Origin of the sequence: Pseudomonas sp. CC6-YY-74 (genome assembly GCF_002025205.1) — a bacterium.
Classification (GTDB): domain Bacteria; phylum Pseudomonadota; class Gammaproteobacteria; order Pseudomonadales; family Pseudomonadaceae; genus Aquipseudomonas; species Aquipseudomonas paeninsulae.
In genome coordinates this window covers 1,325,927-1,343,372 of record NZ_CP019947.1, presented here as the reverse complement: position 1 = coordinate 1,343,372, position 17,446 = coordinate 1,325,927, and the positions used below count along the sequence as shown (strand labels likewise).

Below are 17,446 nucleotides of genomic sequence, written 5' to 3'. Positions count from 1 at the left end.
CCGACCCAATTTACTCAACCAGCACGCAGGCAACCACGCCGAGCAACAGCAGACCCAACAGTGACCAATGATTGTTCAATCGCGAGCATGCGCCAGCAACGGCAGCCTGTCGTCCGCGACGAGCAAGGTGTGCCGAAAAACACTCGGCTCCTTGTTCCAGGTTGCCAGCCATGACTTCAAACATAAGAATCACTCCTTTGCAGCGACAGGCCACTGACCAGGGTCAAACAACCACTGAAGTTACCCGGTCGGATCGACAGATACGGTTCGCCTTGACCATCAGTGGATTGCTTGCAAGCGGCCAGCCTGGCGACTGACCTGATCGCCCTGGCGAAACTGCGCGTTTGGCGAGCGCACGGTGGTTTCCTCGCCTTGCGCGGTCTTGACCACGTAGGCACGCTGGCTCAACCCGCTGACCTGCTGAGCGCCCTCCCCGGCAAACAAGCCGATGCCCGCGCCGACCAATGCGCCCAGCGGGCCGCCAGCGGCGCCGCCTATCAGCACGCCGCTGAGCCCGCCATATAGCGCACCCACGCTGTTGTCGGCGGTTTCCTTGATCACTTCGTCTGCATGTGCACCGGTAGCGCCGAGCAATGCTGCACTGAGGAAAAACATGTTGAATAATTTCATGACTGACTCCGGCTGAATGATTCGTTTAACCATTACTAATCCAGAAATCGTGCCAACATTTAAAGCCTTATATATCAATTAGTTAATAAATATACAGTCATTACAACCACGCCATAAATGGTATATATGACCCTATAGAGTCCAAATAACTACATTGCCGGATATCGAGAGATGGGAGGGGGCGAAGGCTGACTCAGGTGCGAAAACATCTATTTGAGCAGGTACAAGGAGAGCCGCAGGCGGGCGCCTGCAGGGGAAGGAAGAAAGGATGAAAGGAAGAGGAACTGCAATCCGTGCTAGCCCCCGGACCTGCGTGTCATGGCAACGCAGTCCGGCGACAGGCTGGCGCGATCAGGGCAGTAGCAGTGCTACTCGACCACGATTGGGGCAGGCTTCCATGTAGCGATGAGCCTCGATGAAATCATCGAAAGCGAACACCTTGTCGATGACCGGCGTGAGCAAGTGATCTGCGGTCAACTGATTGATGTGCTGCAAGGCACGCTGCACGGCTTCCTGATCGGGCTCGATGCCCATTTCTGGAAGGCCGGTGAAGTCGAGGACGCAGTGGCGGAAGAACTGCAAGTGCTTCTTGAACGCGGCGCACGCCGGAAAGGCCGTGTCGTTGCCGCCGTTGACGCCACACATGATCAGCTTGCCGCGCGGCGCGGCGACATCGCCGAGCAGCTTCATTTGTTGTCCGGCGCACTGGTCGAGGATCACCTCGACTCCCCGGCCCTCGGTGTAGCGCTCGATTTCCAGGACCAGGTCCTGCTCTTCGGTGACCACCACCTTGTCGGCGCCCAACTCGCGGAGGAACTCGCGGTTACCCGCTTCACTGGTCGAGGCGATGACCGTGGCGCCCAGCGCCTTGGCCAGCTGCACGGTCTGCGGAGCCAGGCAATGGCTGGCCTCGGTGATCAACACATGCTGGCCGGGCTGTAGCTTGGACAGGTCGACCAGGGCGAAATAGGCGAACAGCAACGCGGTGTAATGCACGCTGGCTTGCAGCGGTGACAACACCTCCGGGTAACGGGTCAGGGCGTAACGAGGCATCAGCACCAGATCGCCCCAGGTCGGGTAGCGATTGGCCGTGCTGGCCGGGAAGCTGGCGACCGACGTACCGACCTCAAGGTCGTCGACGCCCTCGCCCAGGGCTTCGATGGTGCCGGCCAGCTCGCTGCCCATGCCGGCGGGTAAGCGCGCCTGCTCGGCGGCCAGATTCTGCCGCCACAGTACGTCGCTCCAATTCAGCCCTACGGCCTGGACGCGCACCAGCACCTCGCCTGGGCCAGGTGTCGGGGTTGGCAACTCTTCGCGCTGAAGTACATCAGCGTCGCCGAATTTATGGAAACGGATCATGTGGGACATCGTTACCTCAAACTCTGATCACGAAATGACACTTCAATGACTGTGGACTCTATCCGCTGATGTCCGGCAACACCACCCGCTGGCATTGATAGTTGTCATGCCTGGCAGTGATTGCCGGCTTTCCTTATCGGCATTGCAGCTCGTACTATTGCCCGGCGAAGGCTCTCATTGGCAACGTATTACTGGCAACGTATTACTGCAAAAAACAGCATGCCACGCCTGATCGCATCAAGGCCGCTTCACTTCGAATGGTAACCGGATGAACCGTAACGACCTACGCCGCCTCGATCTCAACCTGCTGATCGTGTTCGAAACGCTGATGCACGAGCGCAGCGTGACCCGTGCGGCGGAGAAACTGTTTCTCGGCCAGCCGGCGATCAGCGCCGCCCTCGCCCGCCTGCGCAGCCTGTTCGACGACCCGCTGTTTGTGCGCACCGGCCGCAGCATGGAACCAACCGCCCGCGCCGTGGAAATCTTCGCCCTGCTTTCACCGGCGCTGGATTCAATCTCCACGGCGGTCAGTCGCGCTGCCGACTTCGATCCGGCAACCAGTACCGCGGTGTTTCGCGTCGGCCTCTCGGATGACGTCGAGTTCGCCCTACTGCCCGCCCTGCTCCGCCGCCTGCGTGCCGAGGCGCCTGGGGTGGTGCTGGTGGTGCGGCGGGCCAACTACCTGTTGATGCCCAACCTGCTGGCATCCGGCGAGATTTCGGTGGGCGTCGGCTACACCGAGGAGCTGCCGGCCAACGCCAAGCGCAAGACCTTGCGCCGCAGCAAGCCCAAACTGCTGCGCGCCGACTCGGTGCCGGGGACTCTGAGCCTCGACGACTATTGCGCCCGGCCGCATGCCCTGGTGTCCTTCGCCGGCGACCTCAACGGCTTTATCGACGACCAACTGCTGAAGCTGGGCCGCAGCCGCAAAGTGGTGCTGGCGGTACCGCAATTCAACGGCCTGGGTACCTTGCTGGCCGGCACCGACCTGCTCTCGGTAGTGCCGGACTACACCGCCGCCGCCTTGACCGCCGTCGGCGGCTTGCGCGCCGAAGAGCCGCCACTGGAATCCCGGAGCTTCGAACTGCACATGGCTTGGCGCGGCGCCCAGGACAACGACCCCGCCGAACGCTGGCTGCGCTCGCGAATCCAGATGTTCTGCGGCGATCCGGACAGCCTGGACTGAACCGACGCCGATCACGGGCGAGCCTGTAGAGGCTGCCGGGCAACATTGCGCTGTGGCTGCGAATCGCTGGCGTTATCGAAGAATACTTCGCGAATAAACCCACTCCTTATGAGCGTCGCCGCGTCCAAGTGCCTGGTTCGCAAGCGGCTCCCGAGGGTAGCAATCCTCCCGCACCAATATGGCCTGCTATTGATACACGCCGTGCAATCATCATTCCCGATGATATTCATCTTCGCGGCATTCGATTCGTCCGCCGCTACCTCGCCCAGCAAACTCCGCCCAACCACAACACCCTCTGGCGGAATCATCCATGGAACAGCCCAACAACCCTACCTGGCAGTTGCCTTTGGCCCTTGCGGCCGTCCTAGTACTCAGCGCTTGCGGTAAAACCCCGGAAACCACCGCGCAGATGCCGGCCGCGCAGGTCAGCGTCGCCGAGGTGATCGAACAGCCGATCAACGAATGGGATGAGTTCACCGGACGTCTGGCAGCCCCGGAATCGGTGGATATCCGCCCACGGGTGTCCGGTCTCATCGATCGGGTGGCGTTCGACGAAGGCAGCCTGGTGAAGCAAGGCGACCTGCTGTTCCAGATTGATCCGCGGCCGTTCGAGGCCGAGTTCAAGCGGCTCCAAGCCCAGCTGCAACAAGCACGCGCCAGCCAAACCCGCGCCCTCAGCGAAGCACGTCGCGGCGAACGCTTGCGTAAAAGCAATGCGATTTCCGCCGAGCTGGCCGACGCCCGCGCCAGCGCCGCCCAGGAAGCCCAGGCCGTTGTCGCCGGCATTCAGGCCGAACTGGACAACGCCCGCCTCAACCTGAGTTTCACCCGCGTCACCGCGCCCATCGACGGCCGGGTCAGCCGTGCCGAAGTCACCGCCGGCAATCTGGTGACTGCCGGGCAAAGCCAGCTCACCTCGCTGGTCAGCACCGACAAGGTCTACGCCTATTTCGATGCCGATGAGCGGGTGTTTCTCAAGTATGTCGAGCTGGCCCGTAAAGCCGGCAGCAAGACCCGTGATGCCAGTCCGGTCTATCTTGGGCTGTCCAATGAAGACGGTCATCCGCACTTGGGCCAGTTGGACTTTATCGACAACCAGGTTAACCCCAAGACCGGCACCATCCGTGGTCGTGCGGTGTTCGACAACGCCGCTGGGGCCTTCACCCCGGGCCTCTATGCACGGCTGAAACTGGTCGGCAGTAGCACCTATGAGGCGACCCTGATCAAGGACGCCGCCGTCGGCACTGACCTGGGCAAGAAGTTCGTCCTGGTGCTCGGCGCAGACAACAGCGTGAACTACCGCGCCATCGAACTGGGGCCGAAGCTGGAAGGCTTGCGCATCGTGCGCAGCGGCTTGGCCAAGGGCGAGCAGATCGTGGTCAATGGATTGCAGCGCGCCATGCCGGGCTCAATTGTCGACCCGCAGAACGTGCCCATGGCCGATGAACCAACCCTGGCCAACCTCGCGCGCCAGCGTCAGGTTGTCGAAGGCCGCAACACCCCGAGTGTGGCGGTGAAGACCCGGCCCTCTCCTTCAGCGCCGCGCAGCTAACAGGGTTACGACGATGAATTTCTCTCAATTCTTTATTCAGCGACCGATCTTCGCCGCGGTGTTATCGCTGTTGATCCTGATCGGCGGGGCCATCTCACTGTTCCAGTTGCCGATCAGTGAATACCCGGAAGTGGTACCGCCGACCGTGGTGGTACGCGCCGCCTTCCCCGGCGCCAACCCCAAGGTGATCGGCGAAACCGTGGCCTCGCCGCTGGAACAGGCGATCACCGGTGTCGAAGGCATGCTCTATATGTCGTCCCAAGGCACTGCCGACGGCAAGATGATCCTGACCCTGACCTTCGCCCTCGGCACCGACCTGGACAAGGCCCAGGTGCAGGTGCAAAACCGCGTGACGCGGACCATGCCGACCCTGCCCAGCGAAGTGCAGCGCCTCGGCGTGACCGTCGACAAGGCCTCGCCCGACCTGACCATGGTGGTGCACCTGACCTCGCCGGACGACCGCTACGACATGCTGTACCTGTCCAACTACGCCGCGCTCAACGTCAAGGACGAGTTGGCGCGCCTGGACGGCGTCGGTGACGTACAGCTGTTCGGTCTGGGCGACTACTCGCTGCGCGTCTGGCTCGACCCGAACAAGGTCGCTTCGCGCAATCTCACCGCTACTGACGTAGTCAACGCCATCCGCGAACAGAACCGCCAGGTCGCTGCCGGCTCCCTCGGTGCGCCGCCCTCCGATGCGGGCAACAGCTTCCAGTTGTCGATCAACACCCAGGGCCGACTGGTCACTGAGGAAGAGTTTGAGAACATCATCATCCGCGCCGGCGATGACGGCGAGATCACTCGCCTGAAGGACATCGCCCGTATCGAACTGGGCTCCAGCCAGTACGCCCTGCGCTCGTTGCTGAACAACAAACCGGCCGTGGCCATCCCGGTATTCCAGCGTCCCGGCTCCAACGCCATCGAGCTTTCCGATGCGGTGCGGGCACGCATGGCCGAGCTGAAGCAGAGCTTTCCCCAGGGCGTGGACTACGAAATCGTCTATGACCCGACCATCTTCGTCCGTGGTTCCATCGAGGCGGTGGTGCATACCCTGCTCGAAGCCATCGTCCTGGTGGTCCTGGTGGTAGTCCTGTTTCTGCAGACCTGGCGCGCCTCGATTATCCCCCTGGTCGCCGTGCCGGTGTCGCTGGTTGGCACCTTCGCCGTGATGCACATGTTCGGCTTCTCGCTCAATGCCCTGTCGCTGTTCGGCCTGGTGCTGGCGATCGGCATCGTCGTGGACGACGCCATCGTCGTGGTGGAAAACGTCGAACGCAATATCGGCCTGGGTAAAACGCCGGTAGAAGCCACCAAACAAGCGATGAAGGAAGTCACCGGCCCGATAGTCGCGACCGCCCTGGTGCTGTGCGCGGTGTTTATCCCCACTGCGTTTATCTCGGGCCTCAGCGGGCAGTTCTACCAGCAGTTTGCGCTGACCATCGCCATCTCCACCGTGATCAGCGCCTTCAACTCGCTGACGCTGTCCCCTGCCCTGGCGGCCGTGCTGCTACGCAGCCACGATGCACCCAAGGACCGTTTTTCCCGCCTGCTGGAAAAGCTCTTCGGTGGCTGGCTGTTTGCACCGTTCAACCGCCTGTTCGACAGGGCTAGTCATCGCTATGTCGGCGCGGTGAAGCGTGTGCTGCGCGGCAGCTCGATTGCCCTGCTGGTCTACGCCGGCTTGATGGGCCTGACCTACCTGGGCTTTGCCAGCACCCCGACCGGCTTCGTCCCGCCACAGGACAAGCAGTACCTGGTGGCCTTCGCCCAACTGCCGGACGCCGCCACCCTCGATCGCACCGAGACGGTGATCAAACGCATGTCGGCAATCGCCAGCAAACACCCAGGAGTGGAGAACACCGTGGCCTTCCCGGGGCTGTCGATCAATGGTTTCACCAACAGCCCGAACAGCGGCATCGTCTTCACCCCACTCAAGCCTTTTGATCAGCGCACTGACCCGTCGATGAGCGCAGGTGCTATCGCCGCCGAACTGAACGCCCAGTTCAGCGAAATTCAGGACGCCTATATCGCCATCTTCCCGCCACCACCGGTGCAAGGCCTGGGCACCATCGGCGGCTTCCGCGTGCAGGTGGAAGACCGTGGCAGCCTGGGCTATGACGAGCTGTACCAGCAGGTGCAGAACATCATCAGCAAGAGCCACAACGTGCCTGAACTGGCCGGGCTGTTCACCAGCTACACCGTCAACGTGCCGCAAATCGACGCCGACATCGACCGCGAAAAGGCCAAGACCCACGGCGTAGCCATCAGTGACATCTTCGACACCCTGCAGGTCTACCTTGGTTCGCTGTACGCCAACGACTTCAATCGCTTTGGCCGCACCTACCAGGTCAACGTCCAGGCCGAGCAGCAGTTCCGTCTGGAGCCGGAGCAGATCGGCCAGCTCAAGGTGCGCAACAACCGTGGGGAAATGGTCCCGCTGGCGGCCTTCCTCAAGGTCAGTCCGAGCGCCGGACCGGATCGGGTGATGCACTACAACGGCTTCCTCACCGCCGAGATCAACGGCGCCGCAGCCCCTGGTTTCAGTTCCGGTCAGGCTGAAGCCGCCATGGAGAGGCTGCTCGAGGCAGAACTGCCTAACGGCATGAGCTACGAGTGGACGGAGCTGACCTACCAGCAGATCCTCGCCGGCAACAGTGCGATGTTCGTCTTCCCGCTCTGCGTGCTGCTGGCCTTCCTGGTGCTGGCCGCGCAGTACGAAAGCTGGAGCCTGCCACTGGCGGTGATCCTGATCGTACCGATGACCCTGCTGTCGGCGATCACCGGGGTGATCCTCACCGGTGGTGACAACAACATCTTCACCCAGATCGGCTTGATCGTATTGGTCGGCCTGGCGTGCAAGAACGCCATCCTGATTGTCGAGTTTGCCAAGGAAAAACAGGAGGAAGGCATGGATCGCGTCAGCGCTGTGCTGCAAGCCTGCCGCCTGCGTCTGCGGCCGATCCTGATGACCAGCTTCGCCTTCATCATGGGCGTGGTACCACTGGTACTGTCCTCCGGTGCCGGTGCCGAGATGCGTCACGCCATGGGCGTGGCGGTGTTCAGCGGCATGCTTGGGGTGACCTTCTTCGGCCTGCTGCTGACCCCGCTGTTCTATGTACTGATCCGCGCCTTCGTGGAGAAGCGTGAGGCGAGAAAAGCCGCGCGTCTGCTGGAGGTGCAAGCATGAGCGGATTCGCTGGCAATACCCTGACCATCAGCCTGCTCGCCCTGGCGCTGAGCGCCTGCGCCGTCGGCCCGGACTATAAAAGTCCGCAAACCGCGCCGGCCAATCTGGCCAGTGCCGCGGCCGGCAACTACGACCGCACGCGTTTCGAGGCGGTCTGGTGGCAGCAATTCGATGACCCGACACTTGACCAATTGGTGCAGCAGTCGCTCGCGGAAAACCGCCAGCTGCGGGTGGCTTTTGCCCGCCTGCGCGCGGCGCGCGCGATCCGTGACGACGTGGCCAACGACCAATTGCCCACCATCAGCAGCCGTGCCAGTGGCGAATTCGGTAAGGCCCAGCAGCCCGGCATCAGCGAGCAGCGGGTGAAAACCGAGCGTTACGACCTGGGCCTGGACATGGCCTGGGAACTGGACCTGTTCGGCCGTATCCAACGCCAACTGGAAGCCAGCGAGGCGCAGATCGAGGTGGCCGAAGCCGGCTTTTATCAGTTGCAGGTCAGCCTGATCGCCGAGCTGGTGGATGCCTACGGCAACCTGCGCGGCGCGCAACTGCGTGAACGTATCGCCCGGGAGAATCTGGCTAACCAGCAGGAGTCGCGCGGCATCACCGAGCAACTGCGCGATGCCGGGGTCGGCAGCGAGCTGGATGTATTGCGCAGCGATGCGCGCCTGGCCGCCACCGAAGCCAGCCTGCCGCAACTGCAAGCCGAACAGCTGCGCGCACGCAACCGCATCGCCACCCTGCTCGGTCAGCGTGCGGAGCAATTGACGGTGGATCTGTCTGCGCAGCCATTGCCGGCGATTGCCAAGGCGCTACCGATCGGCGACCCGGCCGAACTGTTGCGCCGCCGCCCCGATGTGCGCGCCGCCGAACGCCAGCTGGCGGCGGCTACTGCAACCATTGGCGTGGCCGCTGCCGACCTGTTCCCACGGGTCAGTTTGAGCGGCTTTCTCGGCTTTACTGCCGGGCGTGGTTCGCTGCTGGGTTCATCGGCGGCGCGCGCCTGGGGCGTGGCGCCGACCATCAGCTGGGCGGCGTTCGACCTGGGCAGCGTACGCGCCCGTTTGCGCGGTGCTAGAGCCGACGCCGACGGCGCCCTGGCCAACTACGAGCAGCAGGTATTGCTGGCCCTGGAGGAATCGGAAAACGCCTTCAACGATTACGCCAAACAGCAGCAACGCCTGCTCGCCCTGCTGCGTCAATCACAAGCCAGCCGCGCCGCCGCCGAACAAGCCGGCGTGCGCTACCGCGAAGGCGAAGTGGACTTTCTCGTCTTGCTCGACGCCGAGCGCGAACGCCTGGCCGCCGAAGATGCCCAAGCGCTGGCCGAAGTCGCGCTGTACCGCGGCATCGTTGCCATCTACAAGGCCCTGGGCGGCGGTTGGCAGCCCAACGCCTAACGTTCTACTTTGCCCAACCCTCCCCGCGCCACGGCAGTTGCATCTTGCCGTGGCGCGGCCTGCGTATATGCAGCCGCGTCCCGGGGGCGCCGTCGACTGGACCGCGGTATTGGCGTAGCCCGAGCAAGCGTCCGCGCAATCCGAGGTTGTTCTCCCGGCGCGCATCAAACTTCACGGTTTATCCCGGCGACACAAGGCTGAACTGAATGTGCGCCGTGGCTGGCAAAGGCTTCGCGGTGTTCCACCTGCTCGGGTTGGGAAATACGCCAGGGTGGCCACCATCTCTTGTTCCACTCGGTTGATTTTCCTTGTGGTTTCATGACATGAATCCCGGCACCATGGCGCGATCACAGCAGTGGCCGGCGACAACAGTTGTCTGCCCTGATCACGCCACGACTCAGAAAATGCTCCAAGCCATTGTCCAGCTACCCACGGAAATTCAAATGACCCGCCAGAAATCCATCATTGCGCTGCTCTCGATTATTAGCGTTGCCTGTTTCGCGATGCTTGGCGGTGCGTTGCTCTTGCAGCATCTGTTCGCCTGGGAACCCTGCACCCTGTGCGTGCAGATTCGTTTGTGGCTGCTGTTGGGTGGCACTCTCAGCCTGCTGATCATTGCCGCCGAGGCTGTCGGGCAACGCTGGTTGACCCTGATATTCTGGCCATTGTTGCTGGCCGCAGGGTTTATGGCGGTGTTCGACAATAGCCACCTGGTGCTGATCGAAACCGGCATCATGGAAAGTTTTAGCTGCTCACCTTTCCCGTTCTATGCCTTCTACCTTCCCCTGCATGAGTACCTACCCGAGGTATTCATGAGCGCCGGCGTTTGCGGGCAAAACGACTACGCAATCCTCGGCGTATCCTTCACCAACTGGACGCTGTTGAGCGTAACCCTGTTGTTCGGATTCATGCTGTTTGTGGCGTGGCGCGCAATCGGCAAAACCAGGGGATAGTAGGTGTTCTGCTAGACGATGCCGCCATTGACCCGCAGTGTCTGTCCGTTGACCCAGCCACCCTGCTCGCTGACCAGAAAGGCCACGACACTGGCGATGTCCTCGGGAGCCCCCAGACGCTCCAGCGGTGGTTGTTTGGCCAGGCGCTCGACCTGCTCGGCGGATTTACCAGTGAGAAACAGCTCGGTCGCCGTAGGTCCGGGGGCTATGGCGTTGACGCAGATATTACGTCCGCGCAGCTCCTTGGCGAAGATCGCGGTGAAGCTTTCCACCGCAGCCTTGGACGCGGCGTATACCGAGTAACCCGGCAGCGCCAAGCCAACCACGCTGGTGGAGAAATTGACAATGCGCCCACCATCGCGCAGATGCCTGGCCGCCAGACGCAGGGTGTTGAAGGTGCCCTTGGTGTTGATCGCGAAGATTCTCTGGTACAGCCTATCGTCGCTGTCGGCCAGGCTGACCATGCCGGGCTGAATGACGCCGGCGTTGTTGATCAGGATATCGATACCACCGAACTTCATCTGCGCCTGGTCGAACAAGGCTTCGACCGCCACCGAATCGCTGATGTCGGCCAGTACGGCATAAGCCTGACCTCCCGCGCTAACGATGTCGCGGACCACACGCTCGGCATCCGCGGGCTGTGCGGTGTAATTGACCACCACACTGATGCCGTCGGCGGCCAAGCGTTTGGCGATTGCAGCGCCAATCCCCCTTGAGGCGCCGGTGACTATGGCTACTTTTGACATGGTGACTCCTGCGATAAAGGCAACTCGCGCTGCACAGGTTGTAACCACTGGTATAGCTGCCATCGGCGCAGGACGTTCGACCGGTGGTCACGTCGCGTTGAACACGCCCCGAGCGCTTGTGCAAACGCTCGCAGACGGCACAACCAGCGAATAACCGCTCACCCGCCCCCTGAGAAAGGCGGGAAACCGCCAGCCCATGCGAACTGGATCACACGCCTAGGTCGACGATTCAAGGGTTGCCTTGCAACCGCCCCCTTGGCACAGGCATTGCCATAGATTGTGAGCGCCCGGCGGATCGCACACCGCCGCTCTAACCACGCAAGCTCCTGCCGGCAGGGTGCAGACCGCCCAATAAAAAATAGGCCATCCAATGTTCAAGTCGATCTTCGCCATGGCCGCCTGCGCCCTGGTCTTAACGTCTGCCAGCGCTTATGGCGAGCAAACCCAAGCGCCCATCCTGATCAAGTTCGCCCATGTGGTCGCCGACAATACGCCCAAGGGCCAGGGCGCCCTGTTGTTCAAGCAACTGGTCGAAGAGCGTCTGGACGGCAAGGTCAAGGTCGAGGTCTACGCCAATTCCTCGCTGTATGGCGACGCCAACGAGCTGGAGGCACTGCGCAACAACGAGGTGCAACTGCTGGCGCCCTCACTGGCCAAATTCGAGAAATACACCAAGCAACTGCAGGTGTTCGACCTGCCCTTTTTGTTCGACGACCTGAACGCGGTCAACCGCTTCCAGAAACGCGCCAAGGGCCGTCAATTGCTGCGCGCCATGGAGGATCAGGACATCGTCGGCCTGGCCTATTGGCACAACGGCATGAAGCAGCTGTCGGCGAGCAAGGCGCTGCTGGTGCCAGGCGATGCAGCAGGCTTGAGCTTCCGTATTCAGCCATCCAGCGTGCTTGAGGCGCAGTTCAAGCAACTGCACGCCACACCGCAGGTTCTGCCCTTCGCCGAGGTTTTCGACGCCTTGAAAAACGCCAAGGTACAGGGCGCGGAAAATCCCTGGTCGAACATCTACAGCAAGCAATTGCATACCGTGCAACCGTTTATCACTGAAACCAATCACGGCGTGCTCGACTACATGCTGGTTAGCAACCCACGCTTCTGGTACGCCATTCCCCATCAGATCCGCACCGAACTGGAAGGCATCATCGACGACGTGACCTTCGTGGTGAATCGCCAGGCCGAAGCCGCCAACCAGGCCGACCGCCTGCGGATCGAGGCCTCGGGCAAAAGCCGGCTGATCACCCTCGATGATCAACAACGCGCTGCCTGGCGCCAAGCCATGCAGCCAGTGTGGCAGCAGTTCGAGGCCCAGATCGGCAGCGACGTGATGAAAGCCGCGCAGACCGTCAACCGCAAGCAACGCAATTGACCGCAAAACCCGCGACTTGACCCACGGCCAGGTTCGTCGCCGCAGTGCGTGCCCGACGACTCAGCGCATAGCCGCGCAGTAGCGCTCACACACCGGCTAGAGTCCCAGCACTTGCTGGCGCAGGCGCTGGTTCTCCTGCTCCAATTGACGCTGGCGGAAGGCTTCGCGCAACTGGCTGCGCAGATCGTCGGCCAACCAGGGCTTGGTGAGAAAACGATTAATTACCCCCTCGTTGGCCGCCTTGAGGATGCTGTTGACCTCGGTAGCGCTGCTCAGCACCATGCGGATGATCTCCGGGTAGAGACCCTTGAGCCGCCGCAGAAACGCCAGATCGCTGATGTCGGCCAAGCGCATGTCGGTCAGCACCACATCCAGTACTGCCGGTAAGCGCCCCGCTGCAGTCCGGCTATGGCTCCTTGGCCACGGGCACTGCCGCACCCGCAGAGGGTGCTTGCCAACCGCCACCCAAGGCGGCAATCAACTGCACGCTGGCGGTCAGACGGCTGCCGAGCAGGGTCAGGTTGCTGCGTTCATTGGTCAACGCAGTAGCTTGCACGTTGACCACGCTGTTGAAATCGACGGTACCTGCGCGGTACTGGTTTTCGATCAGGCGCAGGGACTCGCGGGCGGCGTCCAGTGCCTGCTGCTGGTACACCGCCTCCTGTTCCAACACCCGTAGCTGCACCAGGTAGTCTTCGACTTCGCGGAAGCTGTCCAGCACGGCCTGACGGTATTGCGCGACAGTCTGGTCGTAAGCCGCTTCGCTGCGCTCCAGCTCGGCACGGCGGGCGCCGCCGTCGAACAGGCTCAGCGCCAGTTGCGGGCCGAGCGACCAGAAGCGGTTGGGCAGGCTGACCCAGTCGGCAAAGCTGCTGCCACGGTAGCCACCAGTGGCGGAGAGGGTCAGGTCCGGGTACCAGGCGGCCTCGGCCACGCCAATCTCGGCATTGGCGGCGATTACCCGGCGCTCGGCAGCCGCGACATCCGGGCGGCGTTCCAGCAGTTGCGACGGCAGCGCCACGGGAATCGTCGGCAAGGTCGGTAATTGTTCACGCACGGCGATGCTCAGCTCGCTCGGCGGCACGCCGATCAGCACGGCGATGGCGTGTTCCAGCTGGGCGCGCTGCCACTTCAAGTCAATGGCCTGGGCTTCGGTGCTTCTCAACTGGGTCAGCGCCTGGCTGACGTCGGATTTCGGCACTATGCCGGCGTTGTACTGGTTTTCGCTGAGGCGCAGCGAACGCGCATAGGCGGCCACGGTGGCATCGAGCAGACGCTGCTGATCGTCCAGCACGCGCAGTTGCAGGTAGGTTTGCACCAGTTCGGCCTGCAGGCTGAGCTTGAGCGCGGTTAGATCGGCGGCGCTGGCCGCGAAACCGGCGCGGCTCGATTCCAGCGAGCGGCGCAGCTTGCCCCAGATATCCAGTTCCCAGGCGGCGTTCAGGCTCAGGTCGTAGCTCTTCGAGATGCTTGCGGCATTCGAGCCGCCGACACTGAAACCGTCCGCGGTGCGCAGGGTGCTGTCGCCGCCGCCCTGGCCGGCCCGGGTCACTCCGGCGCTGCTCGACAGACTTGGATAGAAGGCTGCGCGCGCACCACGTACCAGCGCGCGGGCCTGGCGGTACTGAGCCTCGCTGGCGGCGAGGTTCTGATTGGACAGGTTGAGGCGACCGACCAGGCCACTCAACTCGGCATCGCCGTACAGCTCCCACCAGGCACCGCGCTCCAGCGCATCGCTGGGTACTGCGGCGGTCCAGCCTGCGATCTGCTTGAACTGCTCCGGGGTGGTCAGTTGCGGGCGCTGGTAATCCGGGCCGATGGCGCAGCCACTTAACAGCAAACTGAGCGCAAGCAGCCCCATGTAGGAGCGAGCCGTGCTCGCGAGTGGCTTCGCCACGGGAAAGGCTTCGCGAGCATGGCTCGCTCCTACGGGTATTGGCAGCATGCTCATAGCGGAGTTTCCAGGGCAGCGTCGGTACGCACGCCGCGCCAGCGGTTAACCCGGTGGCGCAGGCGATCGAAATACAGGTAGATCACCGGGGTGGTGTAGAGCGTCAGCAACTGGCTGAGGATCAGCCCGCCAACGATGGTGATGCCCAGCGGCTGGCGCATCTCCGAGCCTTCGGCACTGCCCAACACCAGTGGCAGGGCGCCGAGAATCGCCGCCAGGGTGGTCATCATGATCGGCCGAAAACGCAGCAGGCAGGCGCGGCGGATCGATTCCTGCGGGCTCAGCTGCTCCTGGCGTTCCAGCTGCAGGGCCAGGTCGATCATCAGGATGGCGTTCTTCTTGACGATGCCGATCAGCAGGAACAAGCCGAGCAGCGAAATCAGGCTGAATTCGATGCTCATCAACTGCAAGGCGAGCAAGGCGCCGACCCCGGCCGAGGGCAAGGTGGAGAGAATGGTCAGCGGGTGAATATAGCTCTCATAGAGCACGCCGAGGACGATATACACCACCCCCAGCGCCAGCAGGATCATCCATGGCTGGCTCTGCTGGGTCTGCTGGAAGGCGCCACCGGTGCCGCCGAGCAGGCCCTGCACTTCGGTCGGCAGGTTGAGCCGCGCCACCGTACGTTCGATCGCCACGCTGGCCTGTTCCAGGCTGACGCCTTCGGCCAGGGCGAAGCCGATGTTCTCCGCGGCGAACTGGCCCTGGTGATAGACCCGATCTTCTTCCAGGCTGCGCTCCCAACGGGCGAAGCTCGACAGCGGCACCCGGGCGCCCGCGGCGCTGATCAACTGGATCTGCTCCAGTGCCTCGGGGTGCTGGGCGTATTGCGGATTGATTTCCATCACCACGCTGTACTGGTTGAGGCTGTCATAGATGGTCGACACCTGACGCTGGCTGAAGGCGTTGTTGAGCACCCCGGTGACCATGGCCATGTCCACGCCCAGGCGCTTGGCCGCATCACGGTCGACCAGCAGGCGAATCTGCTGGGTGCCGTCGGCTTCCTTGGCGTCGATATCGGTCAGTTCGGGGAGTGCCCGCAGCGCGTCGCGCACAATCGGCAGCCACTGGCGCAGCTGATCCAGATCGCCGGAAAGCAGCATGTATTCGTTCTCCGAACTGCGCCCTTCGCGCCCGCCTATTTGCAGGTCCTGATCGGGCATGAGGAACATCCGCCCGCCGGGGACCTTGGGCACCGTGCGGCGCAGGCGCTCGATCACCTGTTGTGAAGACAGCTTGCGCTCGCTCACTTGTTTCAGCCGCACGATCATGAAGGCGTTATTGATCCCGCCCGAGCCGCCGATAAAACCGGCCACGCTCTCCACCGCCGGATCGGCCAGCAGCGCGCGGCGAAAGATTTCCATCTTCGGTTGCATGACCTGAAACGACAGGCCGTCGTCGCCACGCACGAAGCCGATCAGCTGGCCGGTATCCTGCTGCGGCAGGAAGGTCTTGGGCACGCTGACGAACAGGAACACATTCAGCGCTATGGTCGCCAGCAGGCTGAACAGCATCAGCAAGGAGTGCTGCAAGGCCCAATCCAAGCTGCGCTGGTAAACGCCCAGCACCCGCGTTTGCACACGCGCGCCCATGCGTTGCATGGCATTGGCCGGCGGCTCGGACTGTTCGGCCTTGAGCCAGCGTGCGCAGAGCATCGGCGTCAGGGTCAGCGACACCAGCAGAGAAATGACGATGGCCACCGCCAGGGTGATGGAAAACTCATGAAACAGCCGTTCGACAATGCCGCCCATGAACAGGATCGAGATGAACACCGCGACCAGCGACAGGTTCATGGCCAACAGGGTGAAGCCCACCTCGCGCGCGCCCTTGAATGCGGCGGCCATGGGCGTGGCGCCGGCCTCGATATGCCGGGTGATGTTTTCCAGCACGACGATGGCGTCGTCCACCACCAGGCCGGTGGCGATGATCAGCGCCATCAGCGACAGGTTGTTCAGCGAGAAGCCCAGCAGGTGCATCACCGCGAAGGTGCCGACCAGCGACACCGGCACCGCCAGTGCCGGGATCAGCGCCGCGCGCCAGCGGCCGAGGAAGGCGAACACCACCAGAATCACCAGGGCTACGGCAATCAACAGGGTGCGCTCGGCCTCGTGCAACGTGGCGCGGATCACCGGCGAGCGGTCCATCGCCACCTGCACCGTGACACTGGCCGGAATCACCGCGCGCAACGCCGGCAACTGCTGGCGAATGCTGGCAATGGTTTCGATGATATTGGCCCCGGTCTGGCGATTGACCACCAGCAGCACCGCCTGTTCGTCGTTGTAGAAACCGCTGTTGTAGCGATCCTCTACTCCATCGCTGACCGTCGCCACATCGCCCAGGCGCACGGCGGCGCCATCCTGGTAGCGAATGATCAGCGGCAGATAATCGGCGGCTTTCTCCAGCTGGTCGCTGGCTTGCACCTGCCAATGTCGGTCGCCCTGTTCCACCGCGCCCTTGGGCCGTTTGGCGTTGGCTGCGGTGATCGTCTGGCGCACCTCATCCAAAGCGATGCCGTACTGGTCGAGCAGGCGCGGTTCGAGGGCAACCCGCACTGCCGGCAGCGAGCTGCCACCGATGGTCACTTCGCCGACACCGCTCACCTGGGAGAGCTTCTGCGCCAGGATGGTCGACGCCACATCATAGAGCTGGCCCTTGTCCAGCACCGCGCTGGTCAGCGACAGCACCATGATCGGCGCCTGCGACGGGTTGACCTTGCGGTAGGTCGGCATCGCGCGCATGCCGCTGGGCAGCAGCTCGCGCGCGGCATTGATCGCCGCCTGCACCTCACGGGCGGCAGCGTTGATGTCCTTGTCCAGATCGAACTGCAGCATGATCCGCGTGTTGCCCTGACTGCTGCGGCTGTTCATCTGGCTGATGCCGGCGATGGTGCCGAGCGAGCGCTCCAGCGGCGTGGCCACGCTCGAGGCCATGATCTGTGGGCTGGCGCCCGGCAGGCTGGCCTGCACCGTAATGGTCGGGAAATCCATCTGCGGCAGCGGCGCCACCGGCAACAGGCCGAAGCTGACGCCGCCGAGCAGGAGGATCGCCAGGCTCAGCAGCAGGGTCGCCACCGGCCGACGGATAAAGGGCGCGGAGAGGTTCAT

At 62.9% G+C, this 17,446-nt stretch carries 13 protein-coding genes; 6 read left to right on the top strand and 7 right to left on the bottom strand.

All coding sequences use genetic code 11. The features are described from left to right. Positions 1-10: 10 nt before the first annotated feature. The 3 genes from B2D37_RS23025 to B2D37_RS06235 form a co-directional block, all read right to left on the bottom strand. Positions 11-184 carry a hypothetical protein gene (locus B2D37_RS23025; protein ID WP_154067048.1) on the bottom strand — a complete coding sequence of 58 codons (174 nt, stop codon included), beginning with the start codon at positions 182-184 and terminating at the stop codon, positions 11-13. A 95-nt stretch (positions 185-279) separates the two neighbouring features. Further along, positions 280-630, bottom strand: coding sequence for a hypothetical protein (locus B2D37_RS06240; RefSeq protein WP_079201903.1), 351 nt, complete (start codon positions 628-630; stop codon positions 280-282). A 351-nt stretch (positions 631-981) separates the two neighbouring features. Further along, positions 982-1,998 carry a zinc-dependent alcohol dehydrogenase family protein gene (locus tag B2D37_RS06235; protein WP_079201902.1) on the bottom strand — a complete coding sequence of 339 codons (1,017 nt, stop codon included), beginning with the start codon at positions 1,996-1,998 and terminating at the stop codon, positions 982-984. 259 nt (positions 1,999-2,257) lie between these two features. On the opposite strand from B2D37_RS06235, the gene B2D37_RS06230 reads away from it, so the two are divergent. The 5 genes from B2D37_RS06230 (at position 2,258) to B2D37_RS06205 (ending at position 10,267) form a co-directional block, all read left to right on the top strand. Continuing rightward, positions 2,258-3,175 (top strand): LysR family transcriptional regulator, encoded by a 918-nt coding sequence (locus tag B2D37_RS06230; RefSeq protein WP_079201901.1) that lies wholly within the window; start codon positions 2,258-2,260, stop codon positions 3,173-3,175. A gap of 310 nt (positions 3,176-3,485) precedes the next feature. Further along, entirely contained in the window at positions 3,486-4,727 is a 1,242-nt protein-coding gene (gene mexE, locus B2D37_RS06220; RefSeq protein ID WP_079201899.1) for a multidrug efflux RND transporter periplasmic adaptor subunit MexE, read from the top strand. Positions 4,728-4,740: 13 nt separating this feature from the next. Next, positions 4,741-7,914, top strand: coding sequence for an efflux RND transporter permease subunit (locus B2D37_RS06215; RefSeq protein WP_079201898.1), 3,174 nt, complete (start codon positions 4,741-4,743; stop codon positions 7,912-7,914). Beyond that, positions 7,911-9,314 carry an efflux transporter outer membrane subunit gene (locus B2D37_RS06210; protein WP_079201897.1) on the top strand — a complete coding sequence of 468 codons (1,404 nt, stop codon included), beginning with the start codon at positions 7,911-7,913 and terminating at the stop codon, positions 9,312-9,314. The genes B2D37_RS06215 and B2D37_RS06210 overlap by 4 nt, the downstream gene beginning before the upstream one ends. A 323-nt stretch (positions 9,315-9,637) precedes the next feature. Next, positions 9,638-10,267, top strand: a complete 630-nt coding sequence (locus B2D37_RS06205) for a disulfide bond formation protein B (protein ID WP_079201896.1) — start codon at positions 9,638-9,640, stop codon at positions 10,265-10,267. Between the two features lie 11 nt (positions 10,268-10,278). On the opposite strand, the gene B2D37_RS06200 is transcribed toward B2D37_RS06205, so the two are convergent. Beyond that, complete coding sequence (locus B2D37_RS06200; protein ID WP_079201895.1) at positions 10,279-11,013, bottom strand: SDR family oxidoreductase; 735 nt, start codon at positions 11,011-11,013, stop codon at positions 10,279-10,281. Positions 11,014-11,383: 370 nt separating this feature from the next. Between B2D37_RS06200 and B2D37_RS06195 the strand changes: the two genes are divergently transcribed. Continuing rightward, complete coding sequence (locus B2D37_RS06195; protein ID WP_079201894.1) at positions 11,384-12,391, top strand: TRAP transporter substrate-binding protein; 1,008 nt, start codon at positions 11,384-11,386, stop codon at positions 12,389-12,391. Positions 12,392-12,487: 96 nt separating this feature from the next. On the opposite strand, the gene B2D37_RS06190 is transcribed toward B2D37_RS06195, so the two are convergent. The 3 genes from B2D37_RS06190 to B2D37_RS06180 form a co-directional block, all read right to left on the bottom strand. Beyond that, positions 12,488-12,757, bottom strand: a complete 270-nt coding sequence (locus B2D37_RS06190; RefSeq protein ID WP_256573190.1) for a hypothetical protein — start codon at positions 12,755-12,757, stop codon at positions 12,488-12,490. A 40-nt stretch (positions 12,758-12,797) separates the two neighbouring features. Further along, complete coding sequence (locus B2D37_RS06185) at positions 12,798-14,252, bottom strand: efflux transporter outer membrane subunit (protein ID WP_256573189.1); 1,455 nt, start codon at positions 14,250-14,252, stop codon at positions 12,798-12,800. An 86-nt stretch (positions 14,253-14,338) separates the two neighbouring features. Beyond that, positions 14,339-17,446 carry an efflux RND transporter permease subunit gene (locus tag B2D37_RS06180; RefSeq protein WP_079201891.1) on the bottom strand — a complete coding sequence of 1,036 codons (3,108 nt, stop codon included), beginning with the start codon at positions 17,444-17,446 and terminating at the stop codon, positions 14,339-14,341.